The sequence below is a fragment of the Streptomyces sp. AC555_RSS877 genome (genome assembly GCF_019049245.1).
In the GTDB taxonomy this organism is placed as follows: Bacteria; Actinomycetota; Actinomycetes; order Streptomycetales; family Streptomycetaceae; genus Streptomyces.
Genome location: NZ_JAGMUK010000014.1, coordinates 17,197 through 32,859 on the forward strand (window position 1 = coordinate 17,197; position 15,663 = coordinate 32,859).

The following is a 15,663-nucleotide window of genomic DNA, read 5'->3' on the forward strand; positions in this document are numbered from 1 at the left end:
GGATGACGAAATGCGGCTGACCCATCGAATCAAGCGTCGAATCTCCGAGGATTACACGCCGGAAGACCGGAGTGCGGTCGAGGAGCTACTTCTTGACCTTGCGTCCGGATTGGAAAAGGACGAAGGATTTTCGCAAGCAGAGTTGGAGAGGATTATTGCGGCGACCCTGATCGGCGGAGGAGGGGACGTCGATCGGTTGCTAAACTGGGTGCAATTCGCTCGCCGTGACTTTCGCGACGTCCTGGTGGGTTCTGGCCTCGAGCACAGTGACTGGCCCGAACGTTTGGATTCAGAGTTCGGCACGGATTCCTGAGGATGTTCCTATGTCTTTCGGCCCTCCGCCCGTCCACTTCGGGTCCCCCGTATCGCCCGCCTGGACCGCGCCCAGCGACGTCGAGCAGACGCTGCTCGGCGCCAAGTCGCGGGGGGACTGGGCGGCGTACTTCGCCACCCTCGCGGAGAACCGGTTGTTCTTCGAGGTACGGCGGGACAAGGTGGACGCCGGAGAAAGGGGGACGTGCCCGGTGTTCGGGCACGATCCGCGAACCGGCGGTCCGATCTGGGCCGTGTACACCGCCGGAATGCTTCCCGCCCCGGAGCCGGACCGGGTTTTCAACTGGAACACCCTCAAGTGGTTCGCCCGGGTGTGGGTGCCGACCGATCCGCCGGTGATCGTGGTCAATCCCGGCAGCCCGTGCGAGGCGTTCCTCCCCGCCGCGCCGCCGCACTCCGCGGCCTGGGCACAGTACTCACCAAGTGAGGGCGATCCAGAACCCTCCTTGCGTCTGCGCACGCTCAGCGTCGGTGGCCCGTTGCGCGGACCTGTCGCCCACGGCCTCGCCTGCGGCGCCCTCCTCTGCGTCAACAACGGTTCCTGGTGGAACGCCATGGCCTGGCACGGCACCGGCTATCCCAACGAGCGCAGGCGTCTCCGCGAGTGGTGGGGCATCACCACGCGGGAGGAATGGCTTTCCGCTCTCCGGGGCCTGGTCGCCTGTGAATCGCACAGCTCCGTCTGGGAGTTCACGCTCGGCCTGCGCCGGACCATCGCGCGTGACTTCGGGGGACACGTCGACGTCGGTTACTGGCGTCAGGCCGCAGCCAAGGTCATTCGCGCCCGGGACGAGGGCTCGACCGTGGTCACCGCCGACGGTGTCACCAAGATCGAGCCACGGCCCGAATCCGAGACGGAGGCCCGGATAGCGGGGGTGCAGCACCTCATCGGACGGATCACTCGCTACGAGGCTCGGATGCGCGCCGACGGAGTGCTCGACGAGAACCGGTACATCAGCTCCGTCGAGGCCTGGGATCTCGGGCGGGCCTCGAAGATGGCCCGGTGGGGGCTCGGGGCCCGGTTCGGGAGTGTGCAGGAGGCCGAGGCCGCCGTCGTCGAGGCCGGCCGGACGGCGGCCCTGTCATACAAGTCGTGGCAGGACTTCTCCGCCGGCTACATCCTCGGGCGGTGCCTGCACTTCGACGACGAGGAGTTCGGGCAGTGGTACACCGACATGGTCGAGGCCCATCGGATCCTGATGTCCGACCCCGGTAGCCCCTGGCTCAACATTCCCTTCCGGTAGGCCGTCCGTACGACGCCGCGCCCGCCCTCGGCAGCGTCGCCGGCATCCGCGTCGATGAGCGGTGACGGAGGGACAGGTGGAAGGTCGGGCCTCCATGAACCGGGCCGCGAACGTGCTGAGTTCGGTACCGCTTGGACGGCCGGTCCCCCATGGGAAGCCCTCCGCGCACCCCTCCTGATCCCGCCGACCAGCAGCAGCCCCCACCACGGCCGGTTGGTGCAAACCACCGCGCAGCAGCTCTCGCGGCTTCGCCTCGACGCCAATCCTCAGGAGCAGCGGTCTAGTTGGCCCCCCGCCGTCACCAACACCTCGCCGGGCGCGCATCTGCGGGGCGGAGTGCCTAGTGACCGGGTTCACCTTCACGGCCCCTGACGTTTCTTTACATGGCCCTTACATCTCCTTAGACTCTCCTCGTTTGCCACTGCGACGTGTGTTTACTAGGGGGATTCGTGAGACCCATGCAAGATTTACCCTCTCCTGCGGAGAGAGGGCGGATATGGCACGAGAAGAGCGGAAGCCTGCGCTGGACAGCAGGCGGGCTCGCTGTGCTGATGGTGACGGCCGCACTGCAGAGCACGGCACTGGCGGCCCCCGCCCAGGAGCAGACGAAGGCCCCCAAGCCGCAGACCGCGGCCGACGCGGCAGACATCCCCTCGGCGAGGGTGGCGGCACGGCTCTCGGGCAAGCGGGTCGAGGCGCTCTCGGAGCGTACTGAGACGTCGAAGACCTGGGCGAACAAGGACGGCAGCCTGACGACGGAGCTGTCGGCCGGGCCGGTCCGCTTCGAGCGGGACGGCAAGTGGGTCGCCGTGGACGTGAAACTGCGGGAGACCGGCCAGGGCGTGGAGCCGGTGGCGCACCCCAACGGGCTGCGCCTGGCGGGGAAGACCGGCACGGTCGCGAAGTCCCTGCGGGCGGGGCAGCGGCAGAAGGCTGTCGACCTGGTGACCCTTGGGGAGGGGAGTGAGCAGATCACCCTCCAGTGGAAGGGCGGCCTGCCGGAGCCGAAGCTGGATGGCACGCGAGCGGAGTACGTCAACGCCGTGCCCGGCGCGGACGTCGTGGTCGAGGCCACCCGTACGGGCTTCGAGCAGTACGTCGAGATCAAGAAGAAGCCCGCCGCGGACGGCTACGCGTACACGCTGCCGTTGACCGCCAAGGGCCTCAAGGTGAAGCAACTGCCTGACGGCAGCGTGCTGTTCACCGACAAGAAGGACAAGAAACGGGCTGTCATGCCCGCGCCAGTGATGTGGGACTCCACCGTCGACAAGCGGTCCGGCGAACACACACGCCGCGTGCCGGTGGCGATGAAGGTGGTGCGGAAAGGTTCCTCCGTCGATCTCGTGGTGACCCCGGACGCGAAGTTCCTCGCTGACCCGGACACCAAGTACCCGGTGACGGTCGACCCGTCCACCTCCTCGCTGTCCAACGTCTTCGACACGTACGTGCAGCAGGGCGAGACGGTCGACTGGTCGTCCGACACCGAACTGGACCTGGGCAACCCGGGTACGACCAACTCCGACGGCACACCGCGCACCGCGCAGTCCTTCATCTCCTGGAACACCACGCCGATCCAGGACGCACTGGTGCTGGACGCCAAGCTGTCCCTGTGGAACTTCCACTCCGGCAACAACGTGGACTGCAAGGCGTACCCGTGGGAAGTCTGGGCGTCGGGCGCGGCCTCCACCTCCAGCCGGTGGACCAACCGCCCCACCATGACGACGAAGAAAGCCACCTCCACCGAGACTCGGGGCAACACCTCCTGCACCACGCAGCCCGATGGGTGGATCAACGCCGACGTGACCACCCTGACCCAGGAGTGGGCATCGGCGAACGCCACACGCGGACACATGGGCCTGCGAGCCACCAGCGAATCCGTTGTCGCGCAGTGGAAGCGGGTCAACTCCGCCAACGCCGCGTCGAACCCGCCGAAGCTGGTCGTGAACTACAACTACCGGCCGCGCACGGGAACGAAGCAGGAGGCCGGACCTCCGTACTTCTCCTACAGCGGCGCGTACACGGTGAACACGACCACGCCCACGCTTCGTGACACCTTCGTCGACGCCGACGGCGACAAGGTCAACGGCACCTTCCAGATCTACGACAACGCCACCAACACGCAGGTCGGCGACGTCATCGTGTCGAAGTACGTGCCCTCCGGGCAGGTTGCCCCTGTGACCGTTCCGGCCGGTGTGCTGAGCAACGGCAAGACGTACAAGTTCCGCACCAGCCCTTATGACGGGACGCACTACAACAGCGGCTGGTCGGCGTGGAAGACCTTCACGGTCGACACCTCCGCCCCCTCTGCCCCGTCGAAGATCGTCTCCACGTCTTATCCGAGCGGCCAGTGGGTCAAGGGCGCGGGACAGACCGGGACGTTCACCGTCACACCGCCCGCTGCCGACCACAACTGGCTGGAATGGTCACTGGACGGCTTGACCTGGACGAAGGTCTCCACGGGTGGTTCGGCGGCGGACAAGGGCATCCTCATCGCCCCGCCGAAGAACGGCACCCACACCCTCCAGGTGCGGGCCGTGGACAAGGCCGACAACAAGTCCGAGGCGGTCGAGTACGTCTTCCACGCCGGTCCGGGTGGCTTCATCCAGCCGAGCGAGGGCGAGCGCACCGCGCGCAGGCTGCCCCTGGTCGCCGAGGCCGACGCGGCCAAGTACAACGCCGCGTCCTTCTCCTGGCGTCGCTCCGAGGCCGACCCCTGGGTGAAGATCCCCGTCGCGGACGTCACCTCCGGCGGTACCGCCCTGACCAGTTGGCCCGTACCGCTCACCGGCGGCAAGAACGCGCCCCTGACCTGGAACGCGACGAGCACCGTCGATCCTGACGGAAGTGTCCAGATCAAGGCCGACTTCACCGGCGCCAACTCCGCCTCCGGCAGCACCGAGCCCCTCACCGTGGTCGTCGACCGCACCGCGGACGGAGCCGCCGCCGACGAGGTCGGCCCCGGCTCGGTGAACCTGCTGACCGGCGACTACACGCTCTCGCAGACGGACGCCTCCTTCTTCGAGCTGTCCGTCAGCAGGACCGCCTCCTCCCGGACCCCGGACGCCGCCACCGCCCAGACCGGGCAGGCGCCGATCTTCGGCAAGGAGTGGGTGTCCGGCACGGTCGCCGAGGCGACCGAGTCCGACTACTCGCACATCCGCCGGATCTCGGACACCGCGGTCGTCGTGGTGGACTCCGACAACGAGGAGACGCACTTCACCGCGAACACCGCGAAGACCGGCTGGGTCCCCGAGCCGGGCGCGGAGGACCAGACCCTCAAGGGCAGTGTCAGCGGCAGCTTCACCCTGTCCGACACCGAGGGCACGGTCACCGAGTTCACCAAGCCCGACACCGCGGCGGACACCTGGCAGGTCTCCAGCACCCTGCTGGACGGACTGTCGGGCTCGACCACGACCGTGATATCCGAGACGGTCACCGTCGACGGCAAGAAGCTGGCCCGCCCCAAGCGAATCCTCGCCCCCACCTCCGCCGCGACCGCCGCGACGTGCACCGCCACCCCGACCACCAAGGGCTGCCGGGCACTGGAGTTCGTCTACGCGACGACCACCACCGCCACCGACACCGGCTACGGCGACTACAGCGATCAGGTCAAGGAGATCCGCCTCTGGTCCACCGAGCCGGGTGCGTCGGCGGCCACCTCCAAGTCCGTACAGATGTATCTCTACGACGGCACCGGCCGGCTTCGTCAGACGTGGCACCCGCAAATCACGCCCTCGCTGAAGACCGAGTACGCCTACGACAGCGCGGGCCGTGTCACCAAGGTCACCCCGCCCGGAGAGCTGCCCTGGACCTTCACCTACGGCAAGGCGGGTTCCAGCAGCGCCGCCGGAGAGGGCATGCTGCTCAAGGCGTCCCGGCCCGCTCTGCAACAGGGCAGCGCCGACACCGTCTCCGGTGAGGCGGTCACGAGCATCGTCTACGACGTGCCGCTGACAGGTACCAGTGCCCCCTACAAGCTGGGCGCGAGCGAGGTGAAGGCATGGGGGCAGACCGATGCCCCGGCCGACGCGACGGCGGTCTTCCCCGCCGACTCCGTCCCCGCGTCCCACTCGGGTGACGCGCTGAGCGCGTCGTCCTACGCCCGTGCGGACATCAGTTATCTGGGAGTCTCCGGACGCTCGGTCAACTCCGCCACACCCGGCGGGCACATCAGCACCACCGAGTACGACCGGTTCGGCAACACCGTCCGTGAACTGACGGCGGCCAACCGGGCCCTCGCCCTGGGCGTCTCCGCAGCGGACCGCGCGGCACAGGCGGAGCTCGGCATCGCCTCCCTGCCCACGGCCGAGCGTGCCGAGCTGCTGACCACGCGCTCCCTCTACAGCGAGACCGGCACTCGAGAGCTGGAGGAGTTCGGCCCGCTGCGGCGCGCCGATCTGACCGCCGATCTCAAGTCCGGCACCACGACGCTCGTCGCCGCGGGAACCCCGGTCACCGCGCGCTCCCGGACGGTCAACGAGTACGACACGGGCCGCCCCACGGACGGCACGGCCACGATCAAGGACCAGGTCACCAAGGTCACCACCGGTGCGCAGGTCCGTGAGCACCCGACCGTCCACGCGGAGACCCGGGTCGTCCAGACGGAGTACGACTGGGCCAGGGGAATGCCGGTGAAGTCCGTTCAGGACCCCGCCGGACTGGCCATCACCACCACGACCGAGTACGACGCCCTGGGCCGGGTCGCCAAGACCATGAACACCGGCAGCACCGGCACGGACGCCGGCACGGTCGTGACCTCCTACTGGTCCGCCACCGGCACGGGCACCTGCGCCGGCCGCCCCGAGTGGGCGGACCTGGTCTGCTCCGTCGGACCCGGCGGGGCCATCACGGGAGGCGGCTCCAACCCCAGCCAGCTGCCGGCCACCACCACCGAGTACGACTGGTGGGGCAACGCGGCCAAGGGAACCGAGACCGCGGGCGGCGTCACCCGCACCACGGCCACGTCGTACGACGCGGCAGGGCGCCCGACCACGGTGAAGGTCACCGGCGGCAGCGGCCAGGCGGTCCCCGAGACCACCACCGAGTACGACCCGGCCACCGGCAAGGAGACGAAGACCACGTCGCCCACGGGCGGCACCATCACCCGGGCCTACGACAAGCTCGGCCGCCAGATCTCCTACACCGACGCCGACGGCGGAAAGACCACCACCGAGTACGACCTGCTCGACCGCCCGGTCAAGGTCACCGACACCGTTCCGTCCACCGTCACCTACACCTACGACCACACCGCCGAGCCGCGCGGCCTGGCCACGAAGACCACCGACTCCATCGCCGGTGCCTTCTCGGCCACCTATGACGCGGACGGCTCCGTCACCACGGAGAAACTGCCCGGCGGCTACACCCTCACCGTCACGGAGGACACCACCGGCGCGCCTGTCGACCGCACCTACACCCGTGACAGTGACGGCACCGTCGTGATGTCGGACGCGGTGACCGAATCGGTCCACGGCCAGACCACCAGCCACTCCGGATGGTCCGACCAGACCTACCGCTACGACGCCGTGGGGCGCCTCACCACCGTCGAGGACACCGTCGAGACGGTCTGTACCCGTCGAACCTACGGACTCGACAAGCACAGCAACCGCACGTCCCTGGTCAGCGCCGCCGCGGCACCCGGCCTGGACTGCCCGACCACCGGAGGCACGACCAGGAGTTCCACCTTCGACAGCGCCGACCGCATCACCGACAGCGGCTACACCTACGACGCCTTCGGCCGCACCACCACCCTGCCCGGCGGGGCGACCGTCGGCTACTACGCCAACGACCTCGTCCGCCAGCAGACCGTGAACGGCAAGCGCCAGACCTGGCAGCTGGACGCCAACCTGCGCTTCCGCTCCTGGACGGTGGAGACCGACAACGGCGGGACCTGGTCGCCGACGGACAACAAGCTCAACCACTACGACGGCGACACCGACAACCCCCGTTGGATCATCGAGAACACCGCCACCGGCGCCCTGACCCGCAATGTGGACGCCCTTTCCGGGGACCTCGGCGCGGTCACCAGTGCCACCGGCGACACCGTGCTCCAGTTCACCGACGTCCACGGCGATGTCGCCCTGCAACTCCCGCTCAACGCGGGGGAAGCGCCCGTCGTCCTCGACACGGACGAGTACGGCAACCCCCGCGGTGAGCAGAAAGCCGTGCGCTACGGCTGGCTCGGCGGCAAACAGCGCTCCAGCGAGACCGTCGCCGGCTACACCCTCATGGGCGTGCGCCAGTACAACCCGGCCACCGGGCGCTTCCTGTCCGTCGATCCGGAACAGGGCGGCAACTTCAACGCCTACGAGTACTGCATGGCCGACCCCGTCAACTGTGTCGACCTCGACGGCAAGTGGGGCTTCAAGAAGTTCTTCAAGAAGGCCAAGCGCTGGGCCTGGCGCAACAAGTGGGACATCGCCCTCACCGCGGCCGGATTCATTCCCGGACTCGGCGCCGCCGCATGGGGCTACCGCGCCTACCGCGGCTACCGGGCCATCCGCGCGGCACGCACCATCGGACGGGCGTGCCGCAGGAACTCCTTCCTGCCCGACACCCCGGTCGTGATGGCGGACGGCAGCACCAAGCCGATCGGTGAGGTGGTCAAGGGCGATCTGGTCCGGGCCGCCGACGAGGTCACGGGCGAGATCAAGGTCTCCCCGGTCACCGACGTCATCGTCGGTGACGGTCTGAAGGACCTGGTGACCCTGTCCGTCGACTCGGACGGTGACGGACGGACCGAGCCGCTCACCGCCACCACGGAGCACCCCCTGTATGTGCAGGGGCGGGGCTGGGTCGATGCCGGGAAGGTGCGGTCCTCGGACCGGCTTGTGGCGCCCGACGGGAGAACCCCGGTCGTCACCGGAGCAGTGCGGCATCAGGATGTGCGTCAGGTACGGAACCTCACGGTCGGCGGGACGCACACCTATTACGTCCAGACCGACGGAGCTCCGGCGCTGGTTCACAACTGCCGGATCATGAGCAGTAAATGGTTCGGAAGTCGTCGGGGCGCCTACAAGGCCCGGAGGAACGACTACAACAGGATGCGGCAGAGGGGTTACACATGCCAGCTTCGTGGTCCGTGCCGTAACGGCGGTCACGCTCACCTGGACTGGTGGCGCGGCAACAAGTCCGGCACGATTCACTACCGGTGGCACGGCCGTGGGCTGGGCCGCCGGGGCTGACTGATCTGATTCACGCATTCCCTGGGGGCAGATATGTCTCTGCCCCCAGGGAACCGAACCACCGAACCAGGACACAGCCATGAGTGATATGACAGGATTCGTCCGCTCGGGATCCTTTGTCGTCGCCTTCGCGGTCCTCGACGACCGCAGTGGGGCCTGTGACCCGAACGACGAGGTACTCGTCGCCGCCCCGAACTGGGCAGGCGCCGCGCGGTTGATGCGCGAACAGGGATACCGGCACGTGCCGAAGCAGCCCGCGAGGATGAAACCGGACCAGGACTCCGTCGCTCTCGCCCTGAAGACACCCGGAGTCGTGTACCGGCGGAAGTGGGCAGCCGGAGAAGAATGGCAAGCGATGGACACGGCAGAAAGAGAGGGTGAGTAATGTGAAACTTGACGCAGCGCTGCAGGATTTGCTTTCTGCCCTGCGCAGGCATGCCGAAACAGTATCGACGTCCGGTGTTACGGAAGAGGCACTGGAAGAGAAATTCGAAGCTGTCCGCTCGGCGGCCCGTAAATACTCCGAGACGGTATATGACGTGTCGGGTCACGAAGGCCCGTTCTATGACCTTGAGCTCGCGTCTGCGGATTCCGAGGGGGATCGCGAAGCCGACGAACTCGACGGTGCCGGCCCTGAAGACGTCCTCAGGATTTCTGGTACGTGGGACTTCCGGGTGGTCGACGGAGATTCCTGGACCCGGTATGTGTCCCAGCGGCTCGGCGATGTCGGGTCGCAAACCGCGTCGGGACTGTCCGGGGATCCAGCGGAGGCCGCCGCCGCACTGCTGGAGTTCGGAGAGCCATGGGCCTGCCTCCGCGAGCATGGGCTGGAGAGTGCGGGAAGCGAATGGTCGGTGGGAGACAGCCTGGACCCGTTGGGCGAAGAGCAGGATGATCAGAGGCCTTGACCGGCAGGTGTAGTCGGGTCGGTCTGCCTCCAACCGACCCGATCTCTCGTCAGCAAGGAATGCTGCCCAAAGCCCGGCCGAGTTGCTCGGCCGGGCTTCGCCGTCGGGTCTTTCCCACAGGGCTCAGCAGAACTCCTCGAAATACACCAGCGTACGGCCGTCCGCCGAAGCGAACTCGTGCGCCTGATAGGTGCGCAGCCCTGAAGAGTCGAGCCGGTCCTCGATATCCGCCCAAGCCGCCTCACGGTCGTGGTGAGGCACTGAGCGCAGTACGGCCCCCGCGCCCTCACCTACGATCATGTCGTCCGCCGCTCGTACGAGTCGTTTCGCCAACCGGGGATCGAGAGGTCCACGGCTCTTCGCCCAGCGGCATCCCAGCTCGTCGACAAACTCCCCCGCGGTCGCCGGTGAGGGCACGAGGCTGCCCTCACCGGTCTCGGCGTGCCGCAAGGAGGCAACCAGCTCGGCAAAGCCCGCCTTACCCGTCTTGGGCAATCGCATCTTCGGCATCCGGTCAGTCTGGCTTGGTGAGGGGTTCGGTTCCTGATCCGGTGTCTGCGCCACTGTGGGTGCCCCGGCCTACCCCAGCGGCCGGTAATGGCCCAGCACGGCCGCCAGTTGCCCGAACCACTCCCTCAGCAGCTCCCTCGGCTTCGCGTCCACGACGCACTCGTACACCGTGCCGTCGACGTGGACGACGGCCATCATGAGGGCCTTGCCCGAAGGGCTCGCCTTGTAGTGGACGCTGCGGATCTCGGGCCAGGGGAACTCGGCCTCGTGGCCGTTGATCTCGAGGGCGACGCCCGATGCGTCGACCACGATCGAGCTGTCGCGGTGGACCGCGAAGAACTCCGGTCCGACAGCGGAAGGCTGGGACGGCGCGTACTGCGGGGGCGGCGGGCCGAAGCCCGGTGGAATGGGTGGGGGCGGCGGGCCGAAGCCCGGTGGAATGGGTGGGGGCGGCGGGCCGAAGCCCGGTGGAATGGGTGGGGGCGGCGGCCGGGTGCCGTCGGGCGGCTGTGGGCCGTACGCCGCGTGGTTCATGTCCGTCTGCTCCTCGCGCCTCATCGGTGGGTCGAACGCAACCTACCCGCCCACCCACGGACCCTCCGCGCGAAGTCGCGTGAAACATTTCCCGGGGTCCACCGCGTCAATGTGGTGAGGGCAGGGGCGGGGCACCGAGCAGGGGGAGCACATGAGGAAGGTCCTGGCGGATCAGTACGCGGAGTTCGCCGCGGCGCGCGCGGCGCATCTGTACCGGTCCGCGTGTCTGCTCACCGCGGGGGACACGTATCTCGCCGAGGACCTGGTGCAGGAGACGCTGGGCCGGCTCTACATCAGCTGGCACCGGGTGACCCGCGTCGGCAACCCCGCCGGGTACGCGCAGACCGTCCTCACCCGGGCCTTCCTCACCCACCAGCGGCGCCGCAGCAGTAGCGAGCGGGCCACCGACGTGCTGCCCGACCGGCCCGACGGCACCCCCGAGGACGTCTCGCTGCGGCTGACGCTGCTGGAGGCGCTGGCGCGGCTGCCCGCCAAGGACCGGGCGGTGGTCGTCCTGCGGTACTGGGAGGACCGGTCGATAGAGGAGACCGCCGACGTGATGAACGCCAGCTCGGCGGCCGTCCGGACCCGGTGCACCCGGGCTCTGGGGAGACTGCGCGAGCTCCTTGGCGAGGACCTCTCCGAGTACGCCAGACCCTGACACCCAGCCCACCCTCAGACTCGTCCGATACTTCCGACCATGCCGAAACGGTGGTTTGTCATGCCCGTCGAACAGCACAGCGACCCCTTCGAGGACCGGCTCGGCGCCGCGCTGCGTCAGGTCGGACACACCTTTCCCTCCGACGGTGCCGCACTCGCCGCCGCCGGGCATGCGCGCGGCCGGCGGCTGCGGCTGCGCCGCCGGGCCGCGGTCGTGGGCGGGGCGGCGAGTCTGACGCTCGTCGGCGTGGGCGGGATGCTGGTCCTGCCCGGTGAGGGTTCGGCGGACCGGGAACAGCGCACCGTCGCCACCGGGCCGAGCGCGACCTCCGGTGCGACCGCCACGCCCCTGTCCATGTCCCGGGCCGACATGATCCGTACGCTCCAGGAGCTGCTTCCCAAGGGTGAGTTCGGCGAGTCGGACGCGCGCGGCACGAACGAGGAGTCGCCGCCGTACGCCCGTGTCGTGTTCGACGACGGCAAGGGCCCGGCGAGCGTGTCCCTCGGTCTCGACCGGATCGAGCCGGGGAGCGATCAGGCCCGCCAGATCGCCGAGTGCCCGGACAAGGTGCTGACCCCGTACGACAGTTGCAGTTCCAGCAGACTGGCGGACGGGTCGCTGCTCAAGATCTTCCAGGGATACGAGTATCCCGACCGGCGTGTCGACACCAAGATGTGGACCGCCGACCTGGTCACGCCTGACGGGCAGTACGTCACGGTGAGCGAGTGGAACGCCGCGGCCGAGAAGGACGCGCCGGTCAGCAGGCCGGACCCGCCGCTGTCCAAGGAGCAGTTGAAGGAGCTGGTGTCGGCCGGGGTCTGGCGGCAGGCCGTCGACGCCATGCCCGCGGGCGAGGCCGGGAAGCCCGACCCCTCGGTGTCGGACACCGCCCTGCCCGGAGTCGAAGGCGGCAGCATCGGGCAGACCCTCGCCGGTCTGCTTCCCGAGGGCGTCGAGGTGGTCGCCAAGGGCGGTCAGGACACCGAGTACGCCTACCTCGTCGTCGACGACGGCAAGGGCAGGACCTTCGTCCAGGTCAACGTCCAGCCCGACATGCTGGACGTCGCCGGCGAGCTCTACGGCTCCGGATCCGAGACGCTGCCGAACGGCACCCGCGTGACCATCCGGCAGGGGCCCGGCGAGAAGCCGGGGTCGGGGGTCGTCATGTGGACCGCCGACACCATGAGGGCGGACGGGATGCGGGTCGTGATCAGCGCCTTCAACGCCGCCGACCAGAACAGCGACGCGACCCGCGCGACGCCCGCCCTCACGATCGAGCAGCTGAGGTCCATCGCCCTCAGTCCGAAGTGGGACGCGCTGCGCTAGTGGCGGGAAGCACCTAGAAGAACTCCGACCACGGCTGGTCCCAGACCTGCTTCACGCACAGGACCAGGAACAGCAGGCCGGCGATCGCCAGCATGCCGTTGCTCAGGGGGCCGTTGCGCCACTCCCTCGGGGTGCGGGCCGAGTTCAGCAGCCAGATCAGCGTGCCGGCCAGGAAGGGGAGGAAGGCGGCGCCGAGCACGCCGTAGAGGACGATCAGGCGGAACGGCTGGCCCTGGAAGAGCAGCACGATCGGCGGGAACGTCAGCCAGAGCAGGTACGCGCGGAAGGGCCACGACTTCTCGCGGGCCCCGGACGCGACCTCCTCGCCCTTGACCTCACCGCGCTTCTGATAGCGGGCCACGAAGTCCGCGAACATCAGGCTCACGCCGTGCCAGACGCCGATCAGGGAGGTGAAGGAGGTGGCGAAGAAGCCGATCAGGAAGAACTTGGCGGTCGCCGTGCCGTACTTGTCCTCCAGGATGTCGCTGAGCTGGATCAGGCCCTTGTCGCCGCTCGCGATGGCGACGTTGGCCGAGTGCAGGAGCTCCGCTCCCACGAAGAGCATCGAGACGACGAAGATGCCGGTGGTGGCGTAGGCGACGCGGTTGTCCAGGCGCATCACCTTCATCCAGCCCGTGTTGGTCCAGCCCTTCGCGTTGACCCAGTAGCCGTACGCGGCCAGCGTGATGGTGCCGCCGACGCCGCCGATCAGGCCGAGGGTGTTGAGGACGGAGTCCTTCTCGTCGGGGAGGACGGGCAGGAGGCCGGCGAAGGCGTGGCCGAGGTTCGGGGTGACGCGGATCGCCAGGTAGACCGTCACCACGAACATGACGCCCACCAGGACCGTCATGACCTTCTCGAAGACCGAATACTTGTTGAACCAGACGAAGACCAGGCCGACCAGGCCGCACGCGATGCCCCACCACTCGAGGTCCATCACGTCGGGGAACAGCGCCTGCAGCGGAAGCGCGCTGGACGACATCGCCGCCGCGCCGTAGACGAAGCCCCAGATCACGACGTAGACGACGAAGAACCAGGTGGTCCAGCGGCCCAGACTCGCCCAGCCGTCGAAGAGGGTACGGCCGGTGGACAGGTGCCAGCGGCCCGCCGCCTCGGCGAGGGAGATCTTGACCAGGCAGCCGATGACGGCGGCCCACAGGAGGGTGTAGCCGAAGTTGCTGCCCGCGATGAGTGTGGCGACGAGGTCGCCGGCGCCGACGCCGGTCGCGGCGACGACGATGCCGGGACCGATGTACTTCCAACTGGACTTTCTGGGTGCTGGGGTGGCTGCCGTCCCTGTCGCTGTGTTGTCCGTGGTGTCCGCCATGCCGATCAAGAAAGCGCAAAGCGGGCGAGGGCACAAGAGGGCGTGCGGTGAAGGAAGACGACGGTCGGGGGGGAGGCCCCGGGGGCTGGGCGGGCCGCCGGGGCCCGGAGCCCTACGGCTGTCGCCGACCGCAGCCGTCGGACCCGCACGTGCCGAGCTCGAACCAGACGGTCTTGCCCGGCCCGTCCTGGTGGCAGCCCCAGCGCAGGGCGAGAGCGTTCACCAGGAACATCCCCCGGCCGCTCTCCGAGGCGCCCGCGGCGAGCACCTGCGGAGTACGGCGGCCGAAGTCCGCGACCTCGCAGCGCAGGACGCCGTGCGCGGCGGTCAGGGTGAGCCGGAAGCGGCTCGCGGAGTGCAGCAGGGCGTTGGTGGCCAGTTCGCTGACCAGGAGCTCCGCCGCGTCCAGCACCTCCTCCCGGTCCGCCAGGCCCCATCCCTCCAGCTGCCTGCGGACCTCGGCGCGGGCCTCGCGGACGGCGGTGGGGCGGGGGTCGTACTCGACGCTCAGATGACCTGCTCCCAGGGGTGGTTGGGGGTAGGCGCCGTATCTGGGGTCGGGGTCCGGGAGGGCTCCCCCGGAGAGTTGCAGCATGCTTTCAGGGTGTCCTCCCGGGCCGGCCGGGACACGGGGAGGACTACCCGATTCCGTACCTGTACGGCTGCTGCGGCCGGCGGCTAGGCGTACTGGAGGCGGACCGTCGCCCCGGCGCCCTCGTCGCGGACGTCGACGTACGCGCACACCTGGCGGGCGAACCACAGTCCCTGTGCGGGTTCCAGGTCTCCGGTGGGCGGCGGGACGAAGCCGACGAGGGGGTCGTCGACGCGGCGCGCGGTGCGCAGTTCGCAGACGCAGGACGGGGCCTCGCCCCACAGGAGGGTGGCGGTGACCGGGCCGACGGTGTCCGCCGCCGCGGTGACCGACTCGGCGAACAGCTCCGCGTCCGCGACGGCCAGTCCACGTGCCCTCGCCCGCTGCCGTACGGTTTCGGCGCCCGGCCACGCGAGCGGTTCCGCGTCGGCCGGGGGCGGTGGCAGGGGTACGGCGTCCAGCTCGGCGGCGATGCGTTCCGGGTCCTCGTAGGCGCCGGTGCCGGGGTGGGTGCGGCGGGCCGCGTCGACGACGGCGCGGCCGGCGGTGCGGGTGTCGTAGGCGCACAGGGCGGTGGTCGCGTACGGGGCGAAGAGGAGGTTGGCGAGGGCCTCGTACCGGATCCACTCGGCGGTCTCGCGCGGGGAGCGGCCGGCGCGGCCGTTCCACACGGGTTCCATGAGGAGGTGGAGGCGGCCGCCGGGGCCGGCGTGTGCGGCGAGGTAACCGGCGCCCTGCGCGACGGCGTTGGCGGCCGATCCCGTGTACCAGTCGGTGTGCGGGATGAGGCCGACGTTCTCGGCGTCACTGCCGAGGGCGTCGTGCAGGAGGGTCAGCTTGTCGGGGGCGACGATGGCGACGGGCGGGGGTTCGCCGGTCGCGGCGAGGCCTTCTGCCAGGAAGGGGAGGGCAGTGGCGAGGAATTCGTCGTCGGCACCGAAGGCTGTCATGCGGTGGTCGAAGTGGCTCGGGGTGGGGGCGGATTGGTGGGTCACCGGGGGTCATTCCTTTCGTGCGGTTGGTGGGGACGGTGCGCTGGGTGGGGGC

12 protein-coding genes are annotated in these 15,663 nt (G+C 69.0%); 7 read left to right on the forward strand and 5 right to left on the reverse strand.

Annotated elements, in window-relative coordinates; all coding sequences use genetic code 11:
- Positions 1-10 precede the first annotated feature (10 nt).
- The 5 genes from KUM49_RS05715 to KUM49_RS05735 all read left to right on the forward strand — a co-directional run bounded on the left by KUM49_RS05715 (position 11) and on the right by KUM49_RS05735 (position 9,666).
- The gene (locus KUM49_RS05715; RefSeq protein WP_217235587.1) at positions 11-313 is read left to right on the forward strand and encodes a hypothetical protein; all 303 of its coding nucleotides are present in this window, start codon (positions 11-13) and stop codon (positions 311-313) included.
- A 10-nt stretch (positions 314-323) separates the two neighbouring features.
- The gene (locus KUM49_RS05720) at positions 324-1,577 is read left to right on the forward strand and encodes a DUF1266 domain-containing protein (protein ID WP_217235588.1); all 1,254 of its coding nucleotides are present in this window, start codon (positions 324-326) and stop codon (positions 1,575-1,577) included.
- Between the two features lie 551 nt (positions 1,578-2,128).
- Positions 2,129-8,758, forward strand: coding sequence for a polymorphic toxin-type HINT domain-containing protein (locus tag KUM49_RS05725; protein WP_217235589.1), 6,630 nt, complete (start codon positions 2,129-2,131; stop codon positions 8,756-8,758).
- 79 nt (positions 8,759-8,837) lie between these two features.
- Positions 8,838-9,143, forward strand: coding sequence for a hypothetical protein (locus KUM49_RS05730; protein ID WP_254400790.1), 306 nt, complete (start codon positions 8,838-8,840; stop codon positions 9,141-9,143).
- 1 nt (position 9,144) lies between these two features.
- The gene (locus KUM49_RS05735; RefSeq protein WP_217235590.1) at positions 9,145-9,666 is read left to right on the forward strand and encodes a hypothetical protein; all 522 of its coding nucleotides are present in this window, start codon (positions 9,145-9,147) and stop codon (positions 9,664-9,666) included.
- A 123-nt stretch (positions 9,667-9,789) separates the two neighbouring features.
- On the opposite strand, the gene KUM49_RS05740 is transcribed toward KUM49_RS05735, so the two are convergent.
- On the reverse strand, positions 9,790-10,176 hold the full coding sequence (locus KUM49_RS05740) for a hypothetical protein (RefSeq protein ID WP_217235591.1): 387 nt from the start codon (positions 10,174-10,176) through the stop codon (positions 9,790-9,792).
- A gap of 69 nt (positions 10,177-10,245) precedes the next feature.
- Positions 10,246-10,710, reverse strand: coding sequence for a hypothetical protein (locus KUM49_RS05745; protein WP_217235592.1), 465 nt, complete (start codon positions 10,708-10,710; stop codon positions 10,246-10,248).
- A 151-nt stretch (positions 10,711-10,861) separates the two neighbouring features.
- On the opposite strand from KUM49_RS05745, the gene KUM49_RS05750 reads away from it, so the two are divergent.
- Together KUM49_RS05750 and KUM49_RS05755 are read left to right on the forward strand one after the other, a co-directional pair.
- On the forward strand, positions 10,862-11,371 hold the full coding sequence (locus KUM49_RS05750) for a SigE family RNA polymerase sigma factor (protein ID WP_217235593.1): 510 nt from the start codon (positions 10,862-10,864) through the stop codon (positions 11,369-11,371).
- A 60-nt stretch (positions 11,372-11,431) separates the two neighbouring features.
- Positions 11,432-12,697: a hypothetical protein gene (locus KUM49_RS05755; protein WP_217235594.1), complete on the forward strand. Its 1,266-nt coding sequence runs from the start codon at positions 11,432-11,434 to the stop codon at positions 12,695-12,697.
- 13 nt (positions 12,698-12,710) lie between these two features.
- Here KUM49_RS05755 and KUM49_RS05760 read toward each other — a convergent pair whose 3' ends face one another.
- The 3 genes from KUM49_RS05760 to KUM49_RS05770 all read right to left on the reverse strand — a co-directional run bounded on the left by KUM49_RS05760 (position 12,711) and on the right by KUM49_RS05770 (position 15,611).
- Positions 12,711-14,024 carry an Nramp family divalent metal transporter gene (locus KUM49_RS05760; protein WP_217235595.1) on the reverse strand — a complete coding sequence of 438 codons (1,314 nt, stop codon included), beginning with the start codon at positions 14,022-14,024 and terminating at the stop codon, positions 12,711-12,713.
- A 112-nt stretch (positions 14,025-14,136) separates the two neighbouring features.
- Positions 14,137-14,619, reverse strand: coding sequence for an ATP-binding protein (locus KUM49_RS05765; protein ID WP_217235596.1), 483 nt, complete (start codon positions 14,617-14,619; stop codon positions 14,137-14,139).
- An 83-nt stretch (positions 14,620-14,702) separates the two neighbouring features.
- Positions 14,703-15,611 (reverse strand): MEDS domain-containing protein, encoded by a 909-nt coding sequence (locus tag KUM49_RS05770; protein ID WP_308406554.1) that lies wholly within the window; start codon positions 15,609-15,611, stop codon positions 14,703-14,705.
- Positions 15,612-15,663 lie beyond the last annotated feature (52 nt).